This is a genomic window from Sedimentitalea sp. XS_ASV28 (assembly GCF_041224545.1).
Lineage (GTDB): Bacteria > Pseudomonadota > Alphaproteobacteria > Rhodobacterales > Rhodobacteraceae > Sedimentitalea.
This window is the reverse complement of the sequence record NZ_JBGFGP010000150.1, coordinates 92,099-106,262: the sequence shown is the minus strand read 5'-3', so window position 1 is coordinate 106,262 and position 14,164 is coordinate 92,099. Positions and strand designations below refer to the sequence as shown.

Annotated in this window: 11 protein-coding genes; 7 read left to right on the top strand and 4 right to left on the bottom strand. The window is 62.5% G+C overall.

Annotated elements, in window-relative coordinates; translation table 11 throughout:
- Nucleotides 1-125 precede the first annotated feature (125 nt).
- The 4 genes from AB9K34_RS15805 to AB9K34_RS15790 all read left to right on the top strand — a co-directional run bounded on the left by AB9K34_RS15805 (nucleotide 126) and on the right by AB9K34_RS15790 (nucleotide 5,306).
- Nucleotides 126-797 carry a winged helix-turn-helix domain-containing protein gene (locus AB9K34_RS15805; protein ID WP_369955394.1) on the top strand — a complete coding sequence of 224 codons (672 nt, stop codon included), beginning with the start codon at nucleotides 126-128 and terminating at the stop codon, nucleotides 795-797.
- Nucleotides 794-2,176 carry a sensor histidine kinase gene (locus tag AB9K34_RS15800; RefSeq protein ID WP_369955393.1) on the top strand — a complete coding sequence of 461 codons (1,383 nt, stop codon included), beginning with the start codon at nucleotides 794-796 and terminating at the stop codon, nucleotides 2,174-2,176. The genes AB9K34_RS15805 and AB9K34_RS15800 overlap by 4 nt, the downstream gene beginning before the upstream one ends.
- A 161-nt stretch (nucleotides 2,177-2,337) precedes the next feature.
- On the top strand, nucleotides 2,338-4,206 hold the full coding sequence (locus AB9K34_RS15795; RefSeq protein ID WP_369955392.1) for a hypothetical protein: 1,869 nt from the start codon (nucleotides 2,338-2,340) through the stop codon (nucleotides 4,204-4,206).
- Nucleotides 4,207-4,238: 32 nt separating this feature from the next.
- Nucleotides 4,239-5,306: a TAXI family TRAP transporter solute-binding subunit gene (locus AB9K34_RS15790; RefSeq protein WP_369955391.1), complete on the top strand. Its 1,068-nt coding sequence runs from the start codon at nucleotides 4,239-4,241 to the stop codon at nucleotides 5,304-5,306.
- 244 nt (nucleotides 5,307-5,550) lie between these two features.
- Here the strand turns inward: AB9K34_RS15790 and AB9K34_RS15785 are convergent, their stop codons facing one another.
- The 3 genes from AB9K34_RS15785 to AB9K34_RS15775 all read right to left on the bottom strand — a co-directional run bounded on the left by AB9K34_RS15785 (nucleotide 5,551) and on the right by AB9K34_RS15775 (nucleotide 9,864).
- Nucleotides 5,551-7,995, bottom strand: coding sequence for an AAA family ATPase (locus tag AB9K34_RS15785; protein WP_369955390.1), 2,445 nt, complete (start codon nucleotides 7,993-7,995; stop codon nucleotides 5,551-5,553).
- A 205-nt stretch (nucleotides 7,996-8,200) separates the two neighbouring features.
- Nucleotides 8,201-9,298 (bottom strand): redox-regulated ATPase YchF, encoded by a 1,098-nt coding sequence (ychF, locus tag AB9K34_RS15780; RefSeq protein ID WP_369955389.1) that lies wholly within the window; start codon nucleotides 9,296-9,298, stop codon nucleotides 8,201-8,203.
- A gap of 104 nt (nucleotides 9,299-9,402) precedes the next feature.
- Nucleotides 9,403-9,864, bottom strand: coding sequence for a hypothetical protein (locus tag AB9K34_RS15775; RefSeq protein WP_369955388.1), 462 nt, complete (start codon nucleotides 9,862-9,864; stop codon nucleotides 9,403-9,405).
- A gap of 201 nt (nucleotides 9,865-10,065) precedes the next feature.
- On the opposite strand from AB9K34_RS15775, the gene trpA reads away from it, so the two are divergent.
- The 3 genes from trpA to AB9K34_RS15760 all read left to right on the top strand — a co-directional run bounded on the left by trpA (nucleotide 10,066) and on the right by AB9K34_RS15760 (nucleotide 12,951).
- Complete coding sequence (gene trpA, locus AB9K34_RS15770) at nucleotides 10,066-10,857, top strand: tryptophan synthase subunit alpha (RefSeq protein WP_369955387.1); 792 nt, start codon at nucleotides 10,066-10,068, stop codon at nucleotides 10,855-10,857.
- Between the two features lie 74 nt (nucleotides 10,858-10,931).
- Nucleotides 10,932-12,095 (top strand): L-lactate dehydrogenase, encoded by a 1,164-nt coding sequence (locus AB9K34_RS15765; protein ID WP_369955386.1) that lies wholly within the window; start codon nucleotides 10,932-10,934, stop codon nucleotides 12,093-12,095.
- Nucleotides 12,096-12,231: 136 nt separating this feature from the next.
- Nucleotides 12,232-12,951 carry a response regulator gene (locus tag AB9K34_RS15760; protein WP_369955385.1) on the top strand — a complete coding sequence of 240 codons (720 nt, stop codon included), beginning with the start codon at nucleotides 12,232-12,234 and terminating at the stop codon, nucleotides 12,949-12,951.
- 32 nt (nucleotides 12,952-12,983) lie between these two features.
- On the opposite strand, the gene AB9K34_RS15755 is transcribed toward AB9K34_RS15760, so the two are convergent.
- Nucleotides 12,984-14,156 (bottom strand): DUF1501 domain-containing protein, encoded by a 1,173-nt coding sequence (locus AB9K34_RS15755; protein WP_369955384.1) that lies wholly within the window; start codon nucleotides 14,154-14,156, stop codon nucleotides 12,984-12,986.
- Between the last annotated feature and the right edge of the window lie 8 nt (nucleotides 14,157-14,164).

The following is a 14,164-nucleotide window of genomic DNA, read 5'->3' as shown; positions in this document are numbered from 1 at the left end:
GGCGCGCTCCCCTTACAAGGCCCTTTGGGTTTCTATACAAAATTGTCATCCGGCGGCATGGCGGTTGGCCGTCCGTTCCGTATCGCCTAACTATTCATCGTCAAACGCTTGTTTTGCGAGGGTGCATGAAAATTCTGGCAGTCGAGGACGATGCCACCACAGGGGCGTTCATTTCGCGCGGTCTGCGCGAAGAGGGCCATTCGGTCGATCTCGTCACGAACGGGCGCGAGGCGTTGATCCAGGCGACCGGCGGCAGTTACGACGTTATGATCGTGGATCGGATGCTGCCCGAGATCGACGGGCTGACCCTGGTCAAGACATTGCGGGGCGCGGGCAATCAGACGCCGGTGCTGTTCCTGACATCGTTGGGCAGCGTTGACGACCGGATCGGCGGGCTGAACGCGGGGGGCGATGACTATCTCGTCAAGCCCTTTGCATTCGGCGAACTGTCTGCGCGGGTCAGCGCGCTGGCCCGACGCCCGCCTGCGGTGGAACAGGAAGCGGTGCTGCGCGCCGGGCCACTGGAGATGGACCTGATCGCCCGCAAGGTCACGCGTGAGGGCGTTGAAATTGACCTGCTGCCGCGCGAATTCGCGATACTCGAACACCTGATACGCCGAAAGGGCCGGGTCCAGACGCGAACGATGCTGCTCGAGTCGATCTGGGATATCAATTTCGATCCGATGACCAACGTCGTTGAAACCCATATCAGTCGCCTGCGCGCCAAGGTCGACAAGCCGTTTGACAGCGAATTGATCAAGACCGTGCGCGGCGCCGGCTATCGGATCGACGCGTGAACGCGCGTATCGCCGGTCTTTGGCGGTCGATGCCGCTGCGGCTTGCCCTGGGGCTGGTCGTGCTGTTTTCTGTGGTCAGTCTCGTCGGGCTGGCGGCGAGCTATGTTCTGACCCAACGGTCCTTTGAACAGGCGATCCGCGCGGACCTGAGCCAGCGCATCGCCGGGTTTCGTGCCGCGCCGTCGGCCGCGGCGCTCGCTACTCTGGTCGAAACCGAAGCGCGCGAAACCGACCCCGAACGCCTCGCGCTCAGCTATCTCGCCCCGAACCAGCGGAGATATGGCAACGCGGTGATTGCCCGCGATGACGAGGGCTACCACGTTCTTTCGCTGTCGCAGGAAAGCCCGACCCTGAGCGGCGATTACCTGGCGCTGACCACCAAGATGCAGGGCGGCCAGCTGACCATCGCCCGCAGTCTGTCGGAGATCGACGCACTCCGCACCGTGTTCCTGAACATCCTTGTTCTGAGCCTGCTTCCGACGATCCTGATCGCGCTGTCAGGGGCCGTATATCTGGCGCTGCGCAGCGCGCGCAACGTCGCCACCGTCGGCAAAACGCTCGACCGATTGACCTCGGGCGATCTTCAGGCGCGGGTACGCCCCGGCGCCGACTGGTCCGGGGACCTTGCGGAGATCGGCACCAAGATCGACGAAATGGCGCAGGCGCAGGAAAGCTCGGTCGCGGCCATCCGGCAGGTGTCATCCGATATTGCCCATGACCTCAAGACACCGATCCAGCGGGTCGCCGTGCATCTCGCAGATCTCGCCGACCGCGAGGAATTGCCGCCGCAGGCGCGTGACCTGGTGGATCGGGCGCGCGGGGAACTGGACGGCGTGGTATCGGTGTTCCGGTCGCTGCTGCAAATCGCCCAGATCGAATCCGGCACGCCGCGGTCCGGTTTCGTGCCACTGTCGCTGACCGAACTCGTCAGCACCTGTGCCGAACTCTACGAACCCGCCGCCAGCGACAGCGGTCATCACCTGGATACCCGCATCGCCCCCGACATCCCCGATGTCATGGGGGATCGGAACCTTTTGCTGCAACTTCTGGCGAACCTGATCGAAAACGCCCTGCGCCATACCCCGGCCGGCAGCCGGATCATCATTGAACTCGACCGCCGCCCCCAGGGCATCGTGCTGAGCGTCGCGGATACCGGACCGGGCATTCCCGCGGAAGAAACCGACAATGTACTGCAACGGCTTTATCGTCTGGACCGAAGCCGCATGACCCCCGGCAGCGGTCTCGGCCTGAATTTCGTATCGGTGGTCGCGCGGCTGCATGGCGCCGATCTCGTCCTGCGCGACAACGATCCGGGATTGCGGGTCGAAGTCGCCTTTGAGCCGGTCGCCGCCGCATCAATCCCTGACCCGCAACCCTGAGCCCTCGGGACAACGCCGACGCCGTGCTGCACAACCCCGCGCCGCACCCGCCTCGTACGAATCGACCGTACCTTGCATTCAGGATTCGACCGACGGCGACTTTTGTGTAAAGTTTTGCGTATGCTGGGAGTTAATACATTTTTGTAAGGGGCGAATTGGACATGCGGCGTGTCAGGATTTTCTTGTGTGGGGCGGTGATTTTCGGGCTGGCGTATTTCGAGCCGGATACGACAGTCGCCCAAGATGCCGCAGCGGACACGGCGGAACTGTCCCAGAAGGCAGAGTCGTTTCGCCGGATCATAGGATTGCTGGAAGAAGACATCGGTGCACTGGAAGCCGATATTGCCCAGATCAGCGAAGAGCGCGACGCCGAGGCGGCAAGGCTGGAAGAGGTCAGGGCGGAACTGGCGCAGGCGCAGGCGGCGCTCGACGATGTGGGGCAATCCACCACGGACAAGCAATCAGAGTTGGATGCGGCAGCGGCAAAAGCGACAGAAGAACGCGATGCGGCAATCGCGGCTCGTGACGCGGCACAAGCCGCGCTGAGCGAACTTGAGACGCAGCGAAGCACCCTCGCGACAGAAATCGAAAATGCCAACGCCGATCTCGATCGCCTGAACAACGAACTCGCCACGGCGAAGGAATCAGCCGAAGCCGCGCAAACCGCACAGGCCGAATCGAACGACGCCGCGTTGTCAGAAGCACAAGCGGCCCTGGCTGACGCACAAGCGGCGCAAGCCGAGGCCGAAACCCGGCGTGACGCGGCGCAGGCAGAGCTTGCCGATGTCACCGGCACGCTCGAAGCGGCACAGGCGGAACTGGCAGAGGTGACGGCTGCGGTCGAGGCGGAGAATGCCGCGCTTCAACAGGCTCAGGCGAAGACAGAGGAACTGGCCAACGCCCAAGCACAGGCAGAGGCAGCCCTCGAAGCCCTGCAAGCGGAATTGACCGAAGCGCAGGATCGCAAGACCGCGCTCGACGACGAAATTGCGACCTCGGAAGCGACGGCCGAAACCACGCGCGCCCGGAACGCGGACCTCGTTGCGCAGACAGAGGCATTGCAATCGGCGCTGTCCGACGCCAGCGCGCGCGAGACGGAGTTGACCAGCAAACTGGACAATCTGGGCACCGACATCGCGGCGAAGGAAGCCGAACTGGCGGATGTCACATCGCAGGTCGACGCGGTATCGGAAACACTTGCGGCCAGGACCGCCGAACTCGACGCTACGGTGGCCGATGCGGACAAGACTCTGGCAGAGCAAACCGAAGCGGCGCGCAGCCGGCTGAGCGATCTCGAAACCCGGATTGGCGAAGCAGAAGCCCGCAAGGCAGCCCTCGAAGAGCGTATCGAGGCGCGCACCGCCCTCGCGGAAGCACAACAAGCCGCCGAAGCCGAACATACCCGCCTGGAGGCACGCGTCGCGGAGTTGGGCAAGGCGGCGAAGGAACAGGAAGCCAAGTTGGCTGAGGCCAAAAAGGCGATTGAAGGTGAAACCGCGCGCCTTGAGGCGAGCCTGGCCAATCTCGCAAGCGAGCAAGAGGCGCAGCAGACCGCTCTGGCACAGAAACAGTCAGAGGCCGAGACCCTGCGCGCGCAAATCGAAGATGATCGTTCGGTTGCTGCCGATCTGCTGAGCCAGCGCCAGAAGATGCAAGCCGAACTGGACGCGCTCGACCAGGCACGGGCCGAACGGCAGTCCGAACTGTCGGCCCTGCAGCAACAGATCGCCGAAGCCCGCACCGCAACCGCAGCCGCCCAGAACGCCGCGCCTGCGGCCGAGGCAACGGCTCCCGCTGCCGCCGCGCCGAAACCGGCGGCGGCGCGGCAGGGAAGTCCACGCAATTCCGGCGCGGTGAACGCCGCGCTCCGCACCGCACCCGGTCTGCCCTCCCACCGGACTCCGCAGGTCAGCCAACTTCATGACCTGCTGGTTCAGGGCACCTGTGCAACCGATGCATTGCAGCAGGCGTTCGGAACGATCAACCGCCAGACGCTGGTGTATCTGGTCAAGACCCTGGGCGGATGTTGACGCGTATTTTCGTTTGAATTGGAGAGCATGATATGAAGACAAGAAAAAAGTCCATTCTGGCGCGGATCGTCGCCCTCGCGGCCCTGCTGACCGGGCTGTCGCTGCCCGCTCAGACACAGGAGTTTGAAAAGAACATTCTGACCGGCGGCCCGAGCGGCACCTACATCCAGTTTGGACGCAATATCAGCGAAGTCGCGGCAAAATGCGGCGTAAATCTGCAAGTGCAGGAGAGCGCCGGTTCGCTGGAGAATTTCCTGGGCGTTCGCAAGCGCCGGTTTACCCAGTTCGGCATCGTGCAGTCCGATGTCCTGGAATACCTCAAGACCTTTGCCGCCGACGACCCCGGCGTGGCGCGGGCAATCCTTGGGGTACGTATTGCCTTTCCGCTCTATAACGAAGAGGTCCATGTTCTGGGCACCAAGGATATCAATTCGCTCGCCGATCTCAACGGCAAGCGCATCGCCGTCGGCGTCGAAGACAGCGGCACCTTCCTGACCGCATCGCTGGTTCTGGATCTCGCACAGGTCAATCCGGCCGAGCGCCTGACCATCAACGCAGATGACTCTCTTGCGGCGTTGATGAGCGGACAGATCGACGCCTTCTTTTATGTTGCCGGCGCGCCGACCAAGATCTTCCAGTCTCAGCAGATCGATGGCGACAAGTTCCACCTCGTGCCGATCAGCGATCCGACCCTCCAGGCGGTTTATGTTCCGGCGACGATTCCGGCGGGTGCCTATCCGTTCCAGAGCGACGCGGTCGATGTGGTCGCCGTCAAGGCGGTGCTGATGACCTATGAATACGATCCGAACCGCAATGCCTACCACCGCGAAAGCTGCAAGGCGGTTTCCGATATTTCACACCTGATCAGCAGCCGTTTTTCCGAGCTTCAGGAAACAGGGCATCCCAAGTGGAAACAGGTTGATCCAACCGCCCTACCACCGGGCTGGAATATCGGTTCCTGTGTGAATGTCGGGCTCGATCCGAACTATCCGCTGGCCTGCGAAGGTGATCTGCCGACGACAGGTGCAGGTCATGGCGCGACCGAAAGCGAGGCCAACTCGGCCTATCGCCGCCAGATTTGCGCGACGATTGGCTGCTGAGACGTGACGCGGAAACCCGCCCTGCGCGACACGCGATGTCTCGCGTATTCTGCAAGGCGATCTGAACACCCCTGCGGCGGCAAACGCGATATTGCCGCCGCAGGGAACAGGACGTCTGTCATCCGGACGTGCGTTCCGCTTGACCGTCTTTCGCGACATATCTGAATCCTCCTGACACTACCTGAAATCAAATATTTCAACGCATCAGGTGATATCAGACGTTTCAAATCAATCGCGAAACGCTTCAGTCGAGCAGCACCATGATCTGCCCCGGCAGGATCAGCGTGTCGTCAGACGAGCGCGCCGGTATCTCGGCAAGCGCGATGTCGCCCGATAACAACGCGGCAACCTGTTCTGCCGCCGCACGATCCGCTTCGTATGCATAGCTGACTGTCCCACCCTGCACTGACGACGGCACCTTGGCACCCAGGACGATCGGGAATCCCGCATCACCGAGCAGCGCCGCAGCGGCTTCAAGCAGGTCACCCGCGACGCCTTCGACGGACGAGAGCGACACGCTCGGGCGCGCCGGCGCGGTTTCGTTTGTCACCGGGCCAGCCTCAGGGCCCATCGTGAACCAGTTTGATGCGCGGTAATCGGACGATGCGGGACGGATTGCCAGCACCCGCCAAACCCGTTCCCCGTCGTAATCCGGCGTTGCCGCTGCGGTCAGCCGTGTCTGGCCAAGCCGGACCACGGGCGCATCCGGTGCCGCCGCCATTTCGACCAGGAAATATTCCGGCGCGGCCCCGACCCCTCCGGACCAGACAAATTCAGCCGATCCATCCGGCAGCGGTCCGCCCAGCAACGGCATCGGGGCCGCAAGCACGCCGACGCTCTCGGGAACGTCGAGATTGGCGAGCCGCCGTTTGGCACTGCGCACGTCCGGTTCCGCGCGCTGATACCAGGCGCGGGCGACGGCGGCATCCCGTGGCACGTCGAGACCGGTCTCGAACATCTGACCAAGGTAATAGGCCGCCTGCCCCTCCCCGCGCAGCGCAGCGCGGGAATAGTCGATGACTGCCGAGAAGGGGTCGGTATAGCTCGCCGAGATTGCCGTTTCCAAAAGCGCGTCTCCAGTAGGATCGTCCAGCGGCGCGACCCCGTCGGACGCGGGCGCGCGCGCTTCCTCGACTGGATCCGGCGTTTCCTCGGGCTGCACTGCTGTTACCGTTTCGAGCGGTGCGTTCCCTACCTGCTCGGCGGGCGCATCGGTGGGCGCGTCCGTCATCGTCGCAACCCCCGCAGTGTCCTGCACCGCGCGCGCATCCCTTGCCGCATCGCGCATATACCATGCGCCCGCCCCGAACACCGCCGCAATGACCAGCACGACGAGCGCGACATTGAAGCCATCGTCCAGTATGCGCACCCCCAAGCCAAGCAGGCGGAACGGCTCGTGTTGCCGTGGTGCCGGTGGTTCCCGCATCGCAGCCGCGACACCCGCGCCGACATCCTCCTGGCTTTCCGGTTCCGTCTCGGGCTGCGGCACCGTGTCTTGCACCCGGGCCTCGCGGCCTCGCGTATCCTGCGGTTCGGCAATCTGCAGCGGTTCGGGCGATGCAAGGCCAAGGGCCTCTTCGTCGTTCGCCCCGGTGGGCCGTGCCGTAGCCGGTTCCGGCCCGGGCTGGTCCGCGTCCGGAAGCGGATCATGGACCGGCGGCTGCACGTGTCGCGCGGCGGGCAGGTCGGTATCCGCTTCGGGGGCCTCTACTGTCTCTTTCGTGTCCCAGGGGTCGGAGACCAGGCGGATGCTCGGTTTGCCACTGCCCAGTGATGCCGATTGGCGAAAACCGGATGATCCTGCGGGGCCGCCCGGACGTTTGACCGTCTGGGCCGCCATGCCGCCGCCCGTCGGCTGAACGGGCGTCGTGGGCAGATGCGCGATCAATCCGGTCTCTGCCGCCTCGGACAGGAATTCCTCCATGAAATCCCCGTCGATATGCTCGACCCCATCACCGAACGCCGTCACCAGTGCCAGTTCACACACCACGTTGATCAGTCGCGGAACGCCGCCGGTCACACCGTAGATGCGATCGATCGCGGCGTCATCGAACAGTTCGCGGGTGCCGCCAGCCACCGATATGCGGTGACGGATGTAATGCCCGGTATCTTCCTCGGATAACGGGCCGAGGTGAAAGGCCGCGCCGACCCGCTGCGCGATCTGGCGGTTGTTGGGCTGCTTCAGCCGGTCACGCAACTCGGGCTGCCCCACCAGAAACAGCATGACGAGACAATCCTTGCGGGCGTTGATATTGGTCAACATCCGCAATTGTTCGAGATCCTCATCAGAAATATTCTGCGCTTCATCCACGATCAGCACACAACGCCGACCGGCAGCATATTCCGCAATCGCGAAATCCTCAAAGGCGCGGTATTGCTGAACCGTGCTGCCTTCGGCCTTGATGTCGAATGCGTTCAGGATCCATTGGTACAGCCCCCCCATGCCACTCCAGAAATTGGAGAGCATGCCGACCGTCGTCTCGCGCGGGGCCTCTTCGAGGAAATTCTGCAGAAGCGTGGTCTTGCCGGTTCCGACATCGCCCGTAATCACGGTGATCGGGACAAGCTGTTCTATCCCGAAGGCGAGTACACTCGCGGCACGCTTATGCGCAACGTCCCAGTAGATGAAGGCCGGGTCCGGCGTGATCTTGAACGGTAAAGTTTTCAGATCAAAAAAGGTTTCATACATCGCGCAACCAAATCAACCAGAGCAGGACACTTCAATTCAGACACGCAAGAGGCGAGTCGATCGGCAGGACCGGACCACTAGATCGCCAGGGTGTGCCCAGTGGATCCTAACACGTAACAGGAGTCCATTGTGCCTTTTCAGGGTGGTTTTTCAAGCAAAGCGCCCTTTTGGCCACGAGCGCGGTGCCGTCAGGCGTGAAATGCGCTCAGGTATTGAACAGGAAGTGCAGCACATCGCCATCCTTGACGATATACCCCTTGCCCTCGGAGCGCATTTTGCCAGCTTCTTTCGCAGCCTGCTCGCCCCCGAGGGTGACAAAATCATCATACGCGATGGTTTCCGCGCGGATAAAGCCCTTTTCGAAATCACCATGGATGACCCCAGCAGCGCGCGGCGCCGATGTCCCGGTGCGAATGGTCCAGGCGCGCGCCTCTTTCGGGCCGACGGTGAAATAGGTCTCGAGATGCAGCAGGTCATAGCCCGCGCGAATCAGCCGGTCGAGCCCGGCCTCCTGCAGACCCATCTCTTCAAGGAACATCTGCGCCTCGTCATCATCAAGCTGGCTGATCTCTTCTTCGATCTGGGCGCTGATGATCACATGGGCATTGCCCTGCGCGGCGGCCATCTCGGCAACGCGCGCTGAATGTTCATTCCCCTCTGCCGCCTCGGCTTCGCCGACGTTGCAGACATAGAGCACCGGCTTGGTCGTCAGCAATTGCAGCGTTTTCCACGCGCGCCGATCTTCTTCTGCGACTTCGACCAGACGCGCAGGGCTGCCGCTTTCCAGCACCTCCTGAGCCGCGGCAAGCAGGCGGTCCTGCTGTTGCGCCTCCTTGTCCGACCCCTTGAGTTTGCGCACGAGATTCGCACGACGCTTCTCGATCGACTCGAGATCCGCCAGCATCAACTCGGTCTCGATGGTGTCGGCATCGGCCACCGGATCAACGCGACCTTCCACATGGGTGACATCGCCGTCTTCGAAACAGCGCAACACATGGGCGATTGCGTCGACCTCGCGGATATTGGCCAGAAACTGGTTGCCCAGGCCCTCGCCCTTGCTGGCCCCTTTGACCAGGCCCGCGATATCGACAAAGGTCATACGGGTGGGAATGATCTGTTTGGAGCCAGCGATTGCTGCCAGCTTGTCAAGACGCGCGTCGGGCACCGCAACCTCACCCACGTTGGGCTCGATCGTGCAGAAGGGAAAATTCGCCGCCTGTGCGGCAGCGGTGCGGGTCAACGCATTGAACAAGGTAGACTTCCCGACATTGGGCAGCCCCACGATTCCCATCTTAAAGCCCATGCTGGCCTCCGCTCTGAATTCGGCCCGCTTCTAGAGGCCCTGATCCTGCGGCGCAAGCACCTGTCTGATCGGGCGCAAGATTGCCGGTCACTCTCGCTATGGGATCAGGTGGTGTCCGTCATGTTCCAGTCTCGCAACACGATACTCGCCGGGCTGTCACCGGCGACATCGAACTGCATGTTGCTGAACCTCCAGCGGTCTTTCCCGCGCCGGAGAACGACAAAGCTGACATAGGGATCTTCGCTCAACATCTGTCCATCCCGCACGAAACGGGTCTCGTATGTGGCTGTCACGGTATCTTCATCGTGAAAACTCGCTTCCAGACAACGCCGAACGATATGGGTGACCCGCTTGCCCGTGACCTGCTCCACAAACGCTTCGGCAATAGAGCGCAGCATGGTTTTATCGGTGACATTCACACGCTGCCCCGGGCTTTCCAGCGTGCAGGGAAAATCGCACCAGCGCACTATCTCTTCGAGATCACCCGAGAGCGCGGCTGCGCCCTGCCGATCCAGAAAATCCTGTACAATTTCCCGCGCTTCATGCTCTGAAAACTCATTACTCATATCGCGCCCAACAAAGCAGTAAACCAAATTCCTATACAATGCCCGCTGACACAAATCGGGTCAACATTGTCCGGATCAGGGCGACGTTGGGTAAACTGCGACGGTTCACGCCGGAGTCCGGCCAGAGACGGCGGCAGGTTGCGCATTGATTTCCGCCCGTGCATTTGGCATGGGCAGGACAAGCCACAAGGAATACACCCCATGACCCGCATCGACGCCAAATTCGCAGAGCTGTCCGAAAAAAAGAAAAAGGCATTCGTCGCCTACGTCATGGCGGGCGATCCGGATTACGACACCTCGCTTGAGGTGGTAAAAGGATTGCCCGGAGCCGGCGTCGACATCATCGAGCTGGGCCTGCCCTTTACCGATCCGATGGCCGACGGCCCGACCATCCAGCGCGCCGGACAGCGGGCGCTGGAAGGCGGCATGACGCTGGCGCGGACGCTGCAACTGGCGACCGAGTTCCGCAAGCAAGACGATACCACGCCGATTGTGATGATGGGCTATTACAATCCGATCTACAGCCGCGGGGTCGAAACCTTTCTGAAGGACGCCAAAGCCGCCGGGATCGACGGGCTCATCGTCGTTGACCTGCCCCCTGAAGAGGATGAGGAATTGTGTATCCCGGCACAAAAGGCCGGACTGAATTTCATCCGGCTGGCGACACCGACAACCGATGACAAGCGATTGCCGAGGGTCCTGCAGAACACGTCGGGCTTTGTCTATTATGTTTCGATCACCGGGATCACCGGCGCCGCAGAAGCCGAAGCCGTCGATGTCGGCCCCGAAGTGGCCCGGATCAAGTCGCAGACGGACCTGCCGGTCATCGTCGGCTTTGGCATCAAGACCCCCGAAAGCTCGCGCGCGATCGCAGAGGTTGCCGATGGCGCGGTGGTGGGATCCGCGATTGTTGCCAAGATCGGTGATGGCAAACCCGTTGCCGATGTGCTCGCCTTTGTGAAATCGCTGGCGGACGGCGCGCATAGCGCCTGACGGCGCCTGCTGCATTGAGTTTCCCCCTTCCCCCCGCTATCGGTATCCGGAACCAGGGAAAGGATGGCTGCGCAATGCCGGTGATCACCAATATCGACGACCTCAAACGCATCTATGAACGGCGCGTGCCGCGCATGTTCTACGACTATACCGAGAGCGGCAGCTGGACCGAGCAGACCTTTCGCGAGAACACCAGCGATTTCGCCGATATTCGCCTTCGCCAGCGGGTCGCGATCGACATGACAGGACGCAAGACCGCGAGCCGGATGATCGGTCAGGATGTCACGATGCCCGTGGCGCTGGCCCCGGTGGGTCTGACCGGGATGCAATGCGCAGATGGCGAGATCAAGGCGGCGCGCGCCGCAGAGCTTTTCGGTGTGCCCTACACGCTGTCCACGATGTCGATCTGCTCTATCGAAGACGTCGCAGAGCATACGACCAAGCCATTCTGGCTTCAGGTCTACACGCTCAGGGACGACGATTTCATGCAGCGATTGTTCGATCGCGCAAAGGCGGCCAAATGTTCCGCGGCGGTCATCACGGTTGACCTGCAATTGCTTGGACAGCGGCACAAGGATCTCAAGAACGGTCTGTCCGCTCCGCCCAAGCTGACGATCAGGTCGATCAGCAACATGATGACCAAGGTTCAGTGGGGCCTGGGCATGATGGGCACCAAACGCCGCTTCTTTGGCAATATCGTGGGTCACGCCAAAGGTGTGAAGGATCCGTCCTCTCTCGGCACCTGGACAAACGAAGCGTTCGATCAGGCGCTCGACTGGGATCGCATTCGCGAATTCCGCAAGATGTGGGATGGCCCGCTGATCATCAAGGGAATTCTCGATGCGCGCGACGCGCGCGAGGCGCTGAATGTAGGAGCCGATGCCATCATCGTCTCTAATCACGGTGGTCGACAACTGGATGGCGCGCTCAGCTCGATCCGGGCGCTCGAAGACATCGTCGAGGCCGTTGGTGACAAGATCGAGGTGCACCTCGACAGCGGCATCCGGTCGGGCCAGGACGTGCTCAAGGCGCTCGCGATGGGGGCCAAGGGAACCTATATCGGCCGCGCCTATATCTACGGTCTCGGCGCGATGGGGCAGGATGGCGTGACCAAGGCGCTCGAAGTGATCCGCAACGAGCTTGATCTGTCCATGGGCTTGTGCGGCGTCACCGACGTTACCAAACTCAACCGGGATCACCTGCTGATCCCGCGTGATTTTGCCGGCAACTGGGCCTGACCGGACGCAGATTTCCCGCAGCGGTCTGCGAGGCAACCGGAGCGGCGCGCGACAGGTGGCAACAAACTCAGTGGTCTTAACGATGCGTTAGCCATCGCGGCATAGCGTGAGTCGGGTCTGCTGAAAGGAAACCACCATGGACGATTTTGACCCGTTCGCCGCACCCCCGCGTGTGCCGACCGCCAACCGGCCGCTGTTGGGCCTGACCATTCTTGTTGTCGAAGACAGCCGCTTTGCCTGCGAGGCCATGCGCCTGCTATGCCTGCGCAGCGGTGCCCGCATTCGCCGGGCCGATTGCCTGCGATCCGCGCGCAGACATTTGCAGGTTTATCGCCCGTCGGTGGTGGTTGCCGACCTAGGACTGCCCGATGGGTCGGGGGTCGATCTCATCGGGGAACTGGCAGATGCCGTGCCGCGTGTTCCGGTCATCCTTGGGACCTCGGGCGATGATCACGGCGAGGATGCGGCCCTCGCCGCGGGTGCCGATGGTTTCCTGGCCAAGCCGGTTACGTCGCTCGCCACGTTTCAGCAAGCGGTCTTGTCCCGCCTGCCCGCCGATCAGCAACCGCATGGCCCGCGCCCGCTGCGCGATGAAGTAATCGAGCCGGACCAGATGGCGTTTCACGACGATATGGCGCATGTCGCCGATGTGCTGAACGCGATGGCTGGCGACAAGGTGCTGGATTATCTCGCGCAATTTGTCGGCGGCGTCGCCCGCAGCGCGCAGGACGCAACGCTCGCCAAAGCGGCGGCATCGCTCGCCGCATCGCGCAAATGCGGCGGCCCGGTCGCAACCGACATGGCCCGCATCGCCGGGCTGGTGCAAGAGCGTCTGGAACAGAAGCGGGCGATCTGAGCGCGCAACGCGCCCATCCTTGTCGCTCTATACTAACGCAATAGCCCCGGATCACCGGCCATATCCAGCCCGGGAAACACCACATTTTCCAAGGCGCCGCGATCCAGACCGGCCAGCCCGCGCATCAGCCACGCGACAGGTGCCCTGACATCCCCTGTCGGCATCAGGTCACGCCGGTCATAGAGATCCGCCTCGTCAAGCCCGGGCCAGTCGCCGAAAACCCGTCCACCCCGGATTGCACCTCCGGCAAGCAGCATCGCGCCACCCGTGCCGTGATCGGTGCCCCCGGTCCCGTTGAGCCGCACGGTCCTGCCGAATTCGGTCATCGCCACGATCGCTGTTTTGCTCCAGATGTCCGGGCCGACCCCCGACTGCAATGTCAGGATCGTTTCAGAAAGCCGCTCAAGTGCCCGCCTGATATTGCGGCTTTGCTGGCGATGCGTGTCCCAGCCGTTGATCGAGAACGAGGCGACTCTTGTGTCGCCGCGCAGCTGCTCTGCCGCGAACTCGGCCACCTTGACATGCGGCTTGCCACGTTCCCCACCTGCACCGGAGCCGGACAGCATCATCGCCTCGCCAAGCGCGGCGTGAAATGCCGGATCCTCCTGCATCACCAATTCGGCAAGCTGCATCGCCTGCGGACTGATGACGAGGTCCGCGTCCGGTGCCCAATCCGCCACCGGGACCGGCCCGTCGAGCAGTTTCATTTCGCCATATCCGATCGCAAAGGCAGTGCGCGGCTCGACCCCCGGCAATTGCCCGAGCATCCGGTTCAACCAGCCATCCCGCGCACCGGCCAGAGACGATGTTCCCGCTTCGAGCAGATCCTGGCCGTCGAAATGGCTCCTTTTGTCGCGATAAGGGGTGGACACCGCGTGGACAAACCCCAGTTCCTCTCGTTGCCAGAGCGGCATCAGAGGGGCGAGCGCGGGATTGAGCGCGAAGAAGCCATCAAGATCCAGCGGCTCGGCCGCGTCCGCTCCGTCCTGCCCGCCGCGCAGCCCCGCGAATTCGGGCGCACCATATGGGCGAACCACGTCCAGACCGTCCATCCCTCCGCGCAGCACGATCACGACCAGCCGGGTGTCCCACGGCGCCGCCGCAAAACTGACCGGGGTGAGCAACGGGCTGGCCGCAAGCGAGCAGCCGATCAGTGCGGATTGGCCCAGGAACCTGCGGCGGGTCAACTTCGGTTCGGGTGACATCGACACTC

Bases quoted from the DNA above. Each gene is read 5' to 3' on its own strand.
- AB9K34_RS15795 (WP_369955392.1), top strand. From the start codon at position 2,338: ATGCGGCGTGTCAGGATTTTCTTGTGTGGGGCGGTGATTTTCGGGCTG.
- ychF (WP_369955389.1), bottom strand. From the start codon at position 9,298: ATGGGCTTTAAGATGGGAATCGTGGGGCTGCCCAATGTCGGGAAGTCT.
- AB9K34_RS15755 (WP_369955384.1), bottom strand. From the start codon at position 14,156: ATGTCACCCGAACCGAAGTTGACCCGCCGCAGGTTCCTGGGCCAATCC.
- AB9K34_RS15775 (WP_369955388.1), bottom strand. From the start codon at position 9,864: ATGAGTAATGAGTTTTCAGAGCATGAAGCGCGGGAAATTGTACAGGAT.
- AB9K34_RS15760 (WP_369955385.1), top strand. From the start codon at position 12,232: ATGGACGATTTTGACCCGTTCGCCGCACCCCCGCGTGTGCCGACCGCC.
- trpA (WP_369955387.1), top strand. From the start codon at position 10,066: ATGACCCGCATCGACGCCAAATTCGCAGAGCTGTCCGAAAAAAAGAAA.
- AB9K34_RS15805 (WP_369955394.1), top strand. From the start codon at position 126: ATGAAAATTCTGGCAGTCGAGGACGATGCCACCACAGGGGCGTTCATT.
- AB9K34_RS15785 (WP_369955390.1), bottom strand. From the start codon at position 7,995: ATGTATGAAACCTTTTTTGATCTGAAAACTTTACCGTTCAAGATCACG.
- AB9K34_RS15790 (WP_369955391.1), top strand. From the start codon at position 4,239: ATGAAGACAAGAAAAAAGTCCATTCTGGCGCGGATCGTCGCCCTCGCG.
- AB9K34_RS15765 (WP_369955386.1), top strand. From the start codon at position 10,932: ATGCCGGTGATCACCAATATCGACGACCTCAAACGCATCTATGAACGG.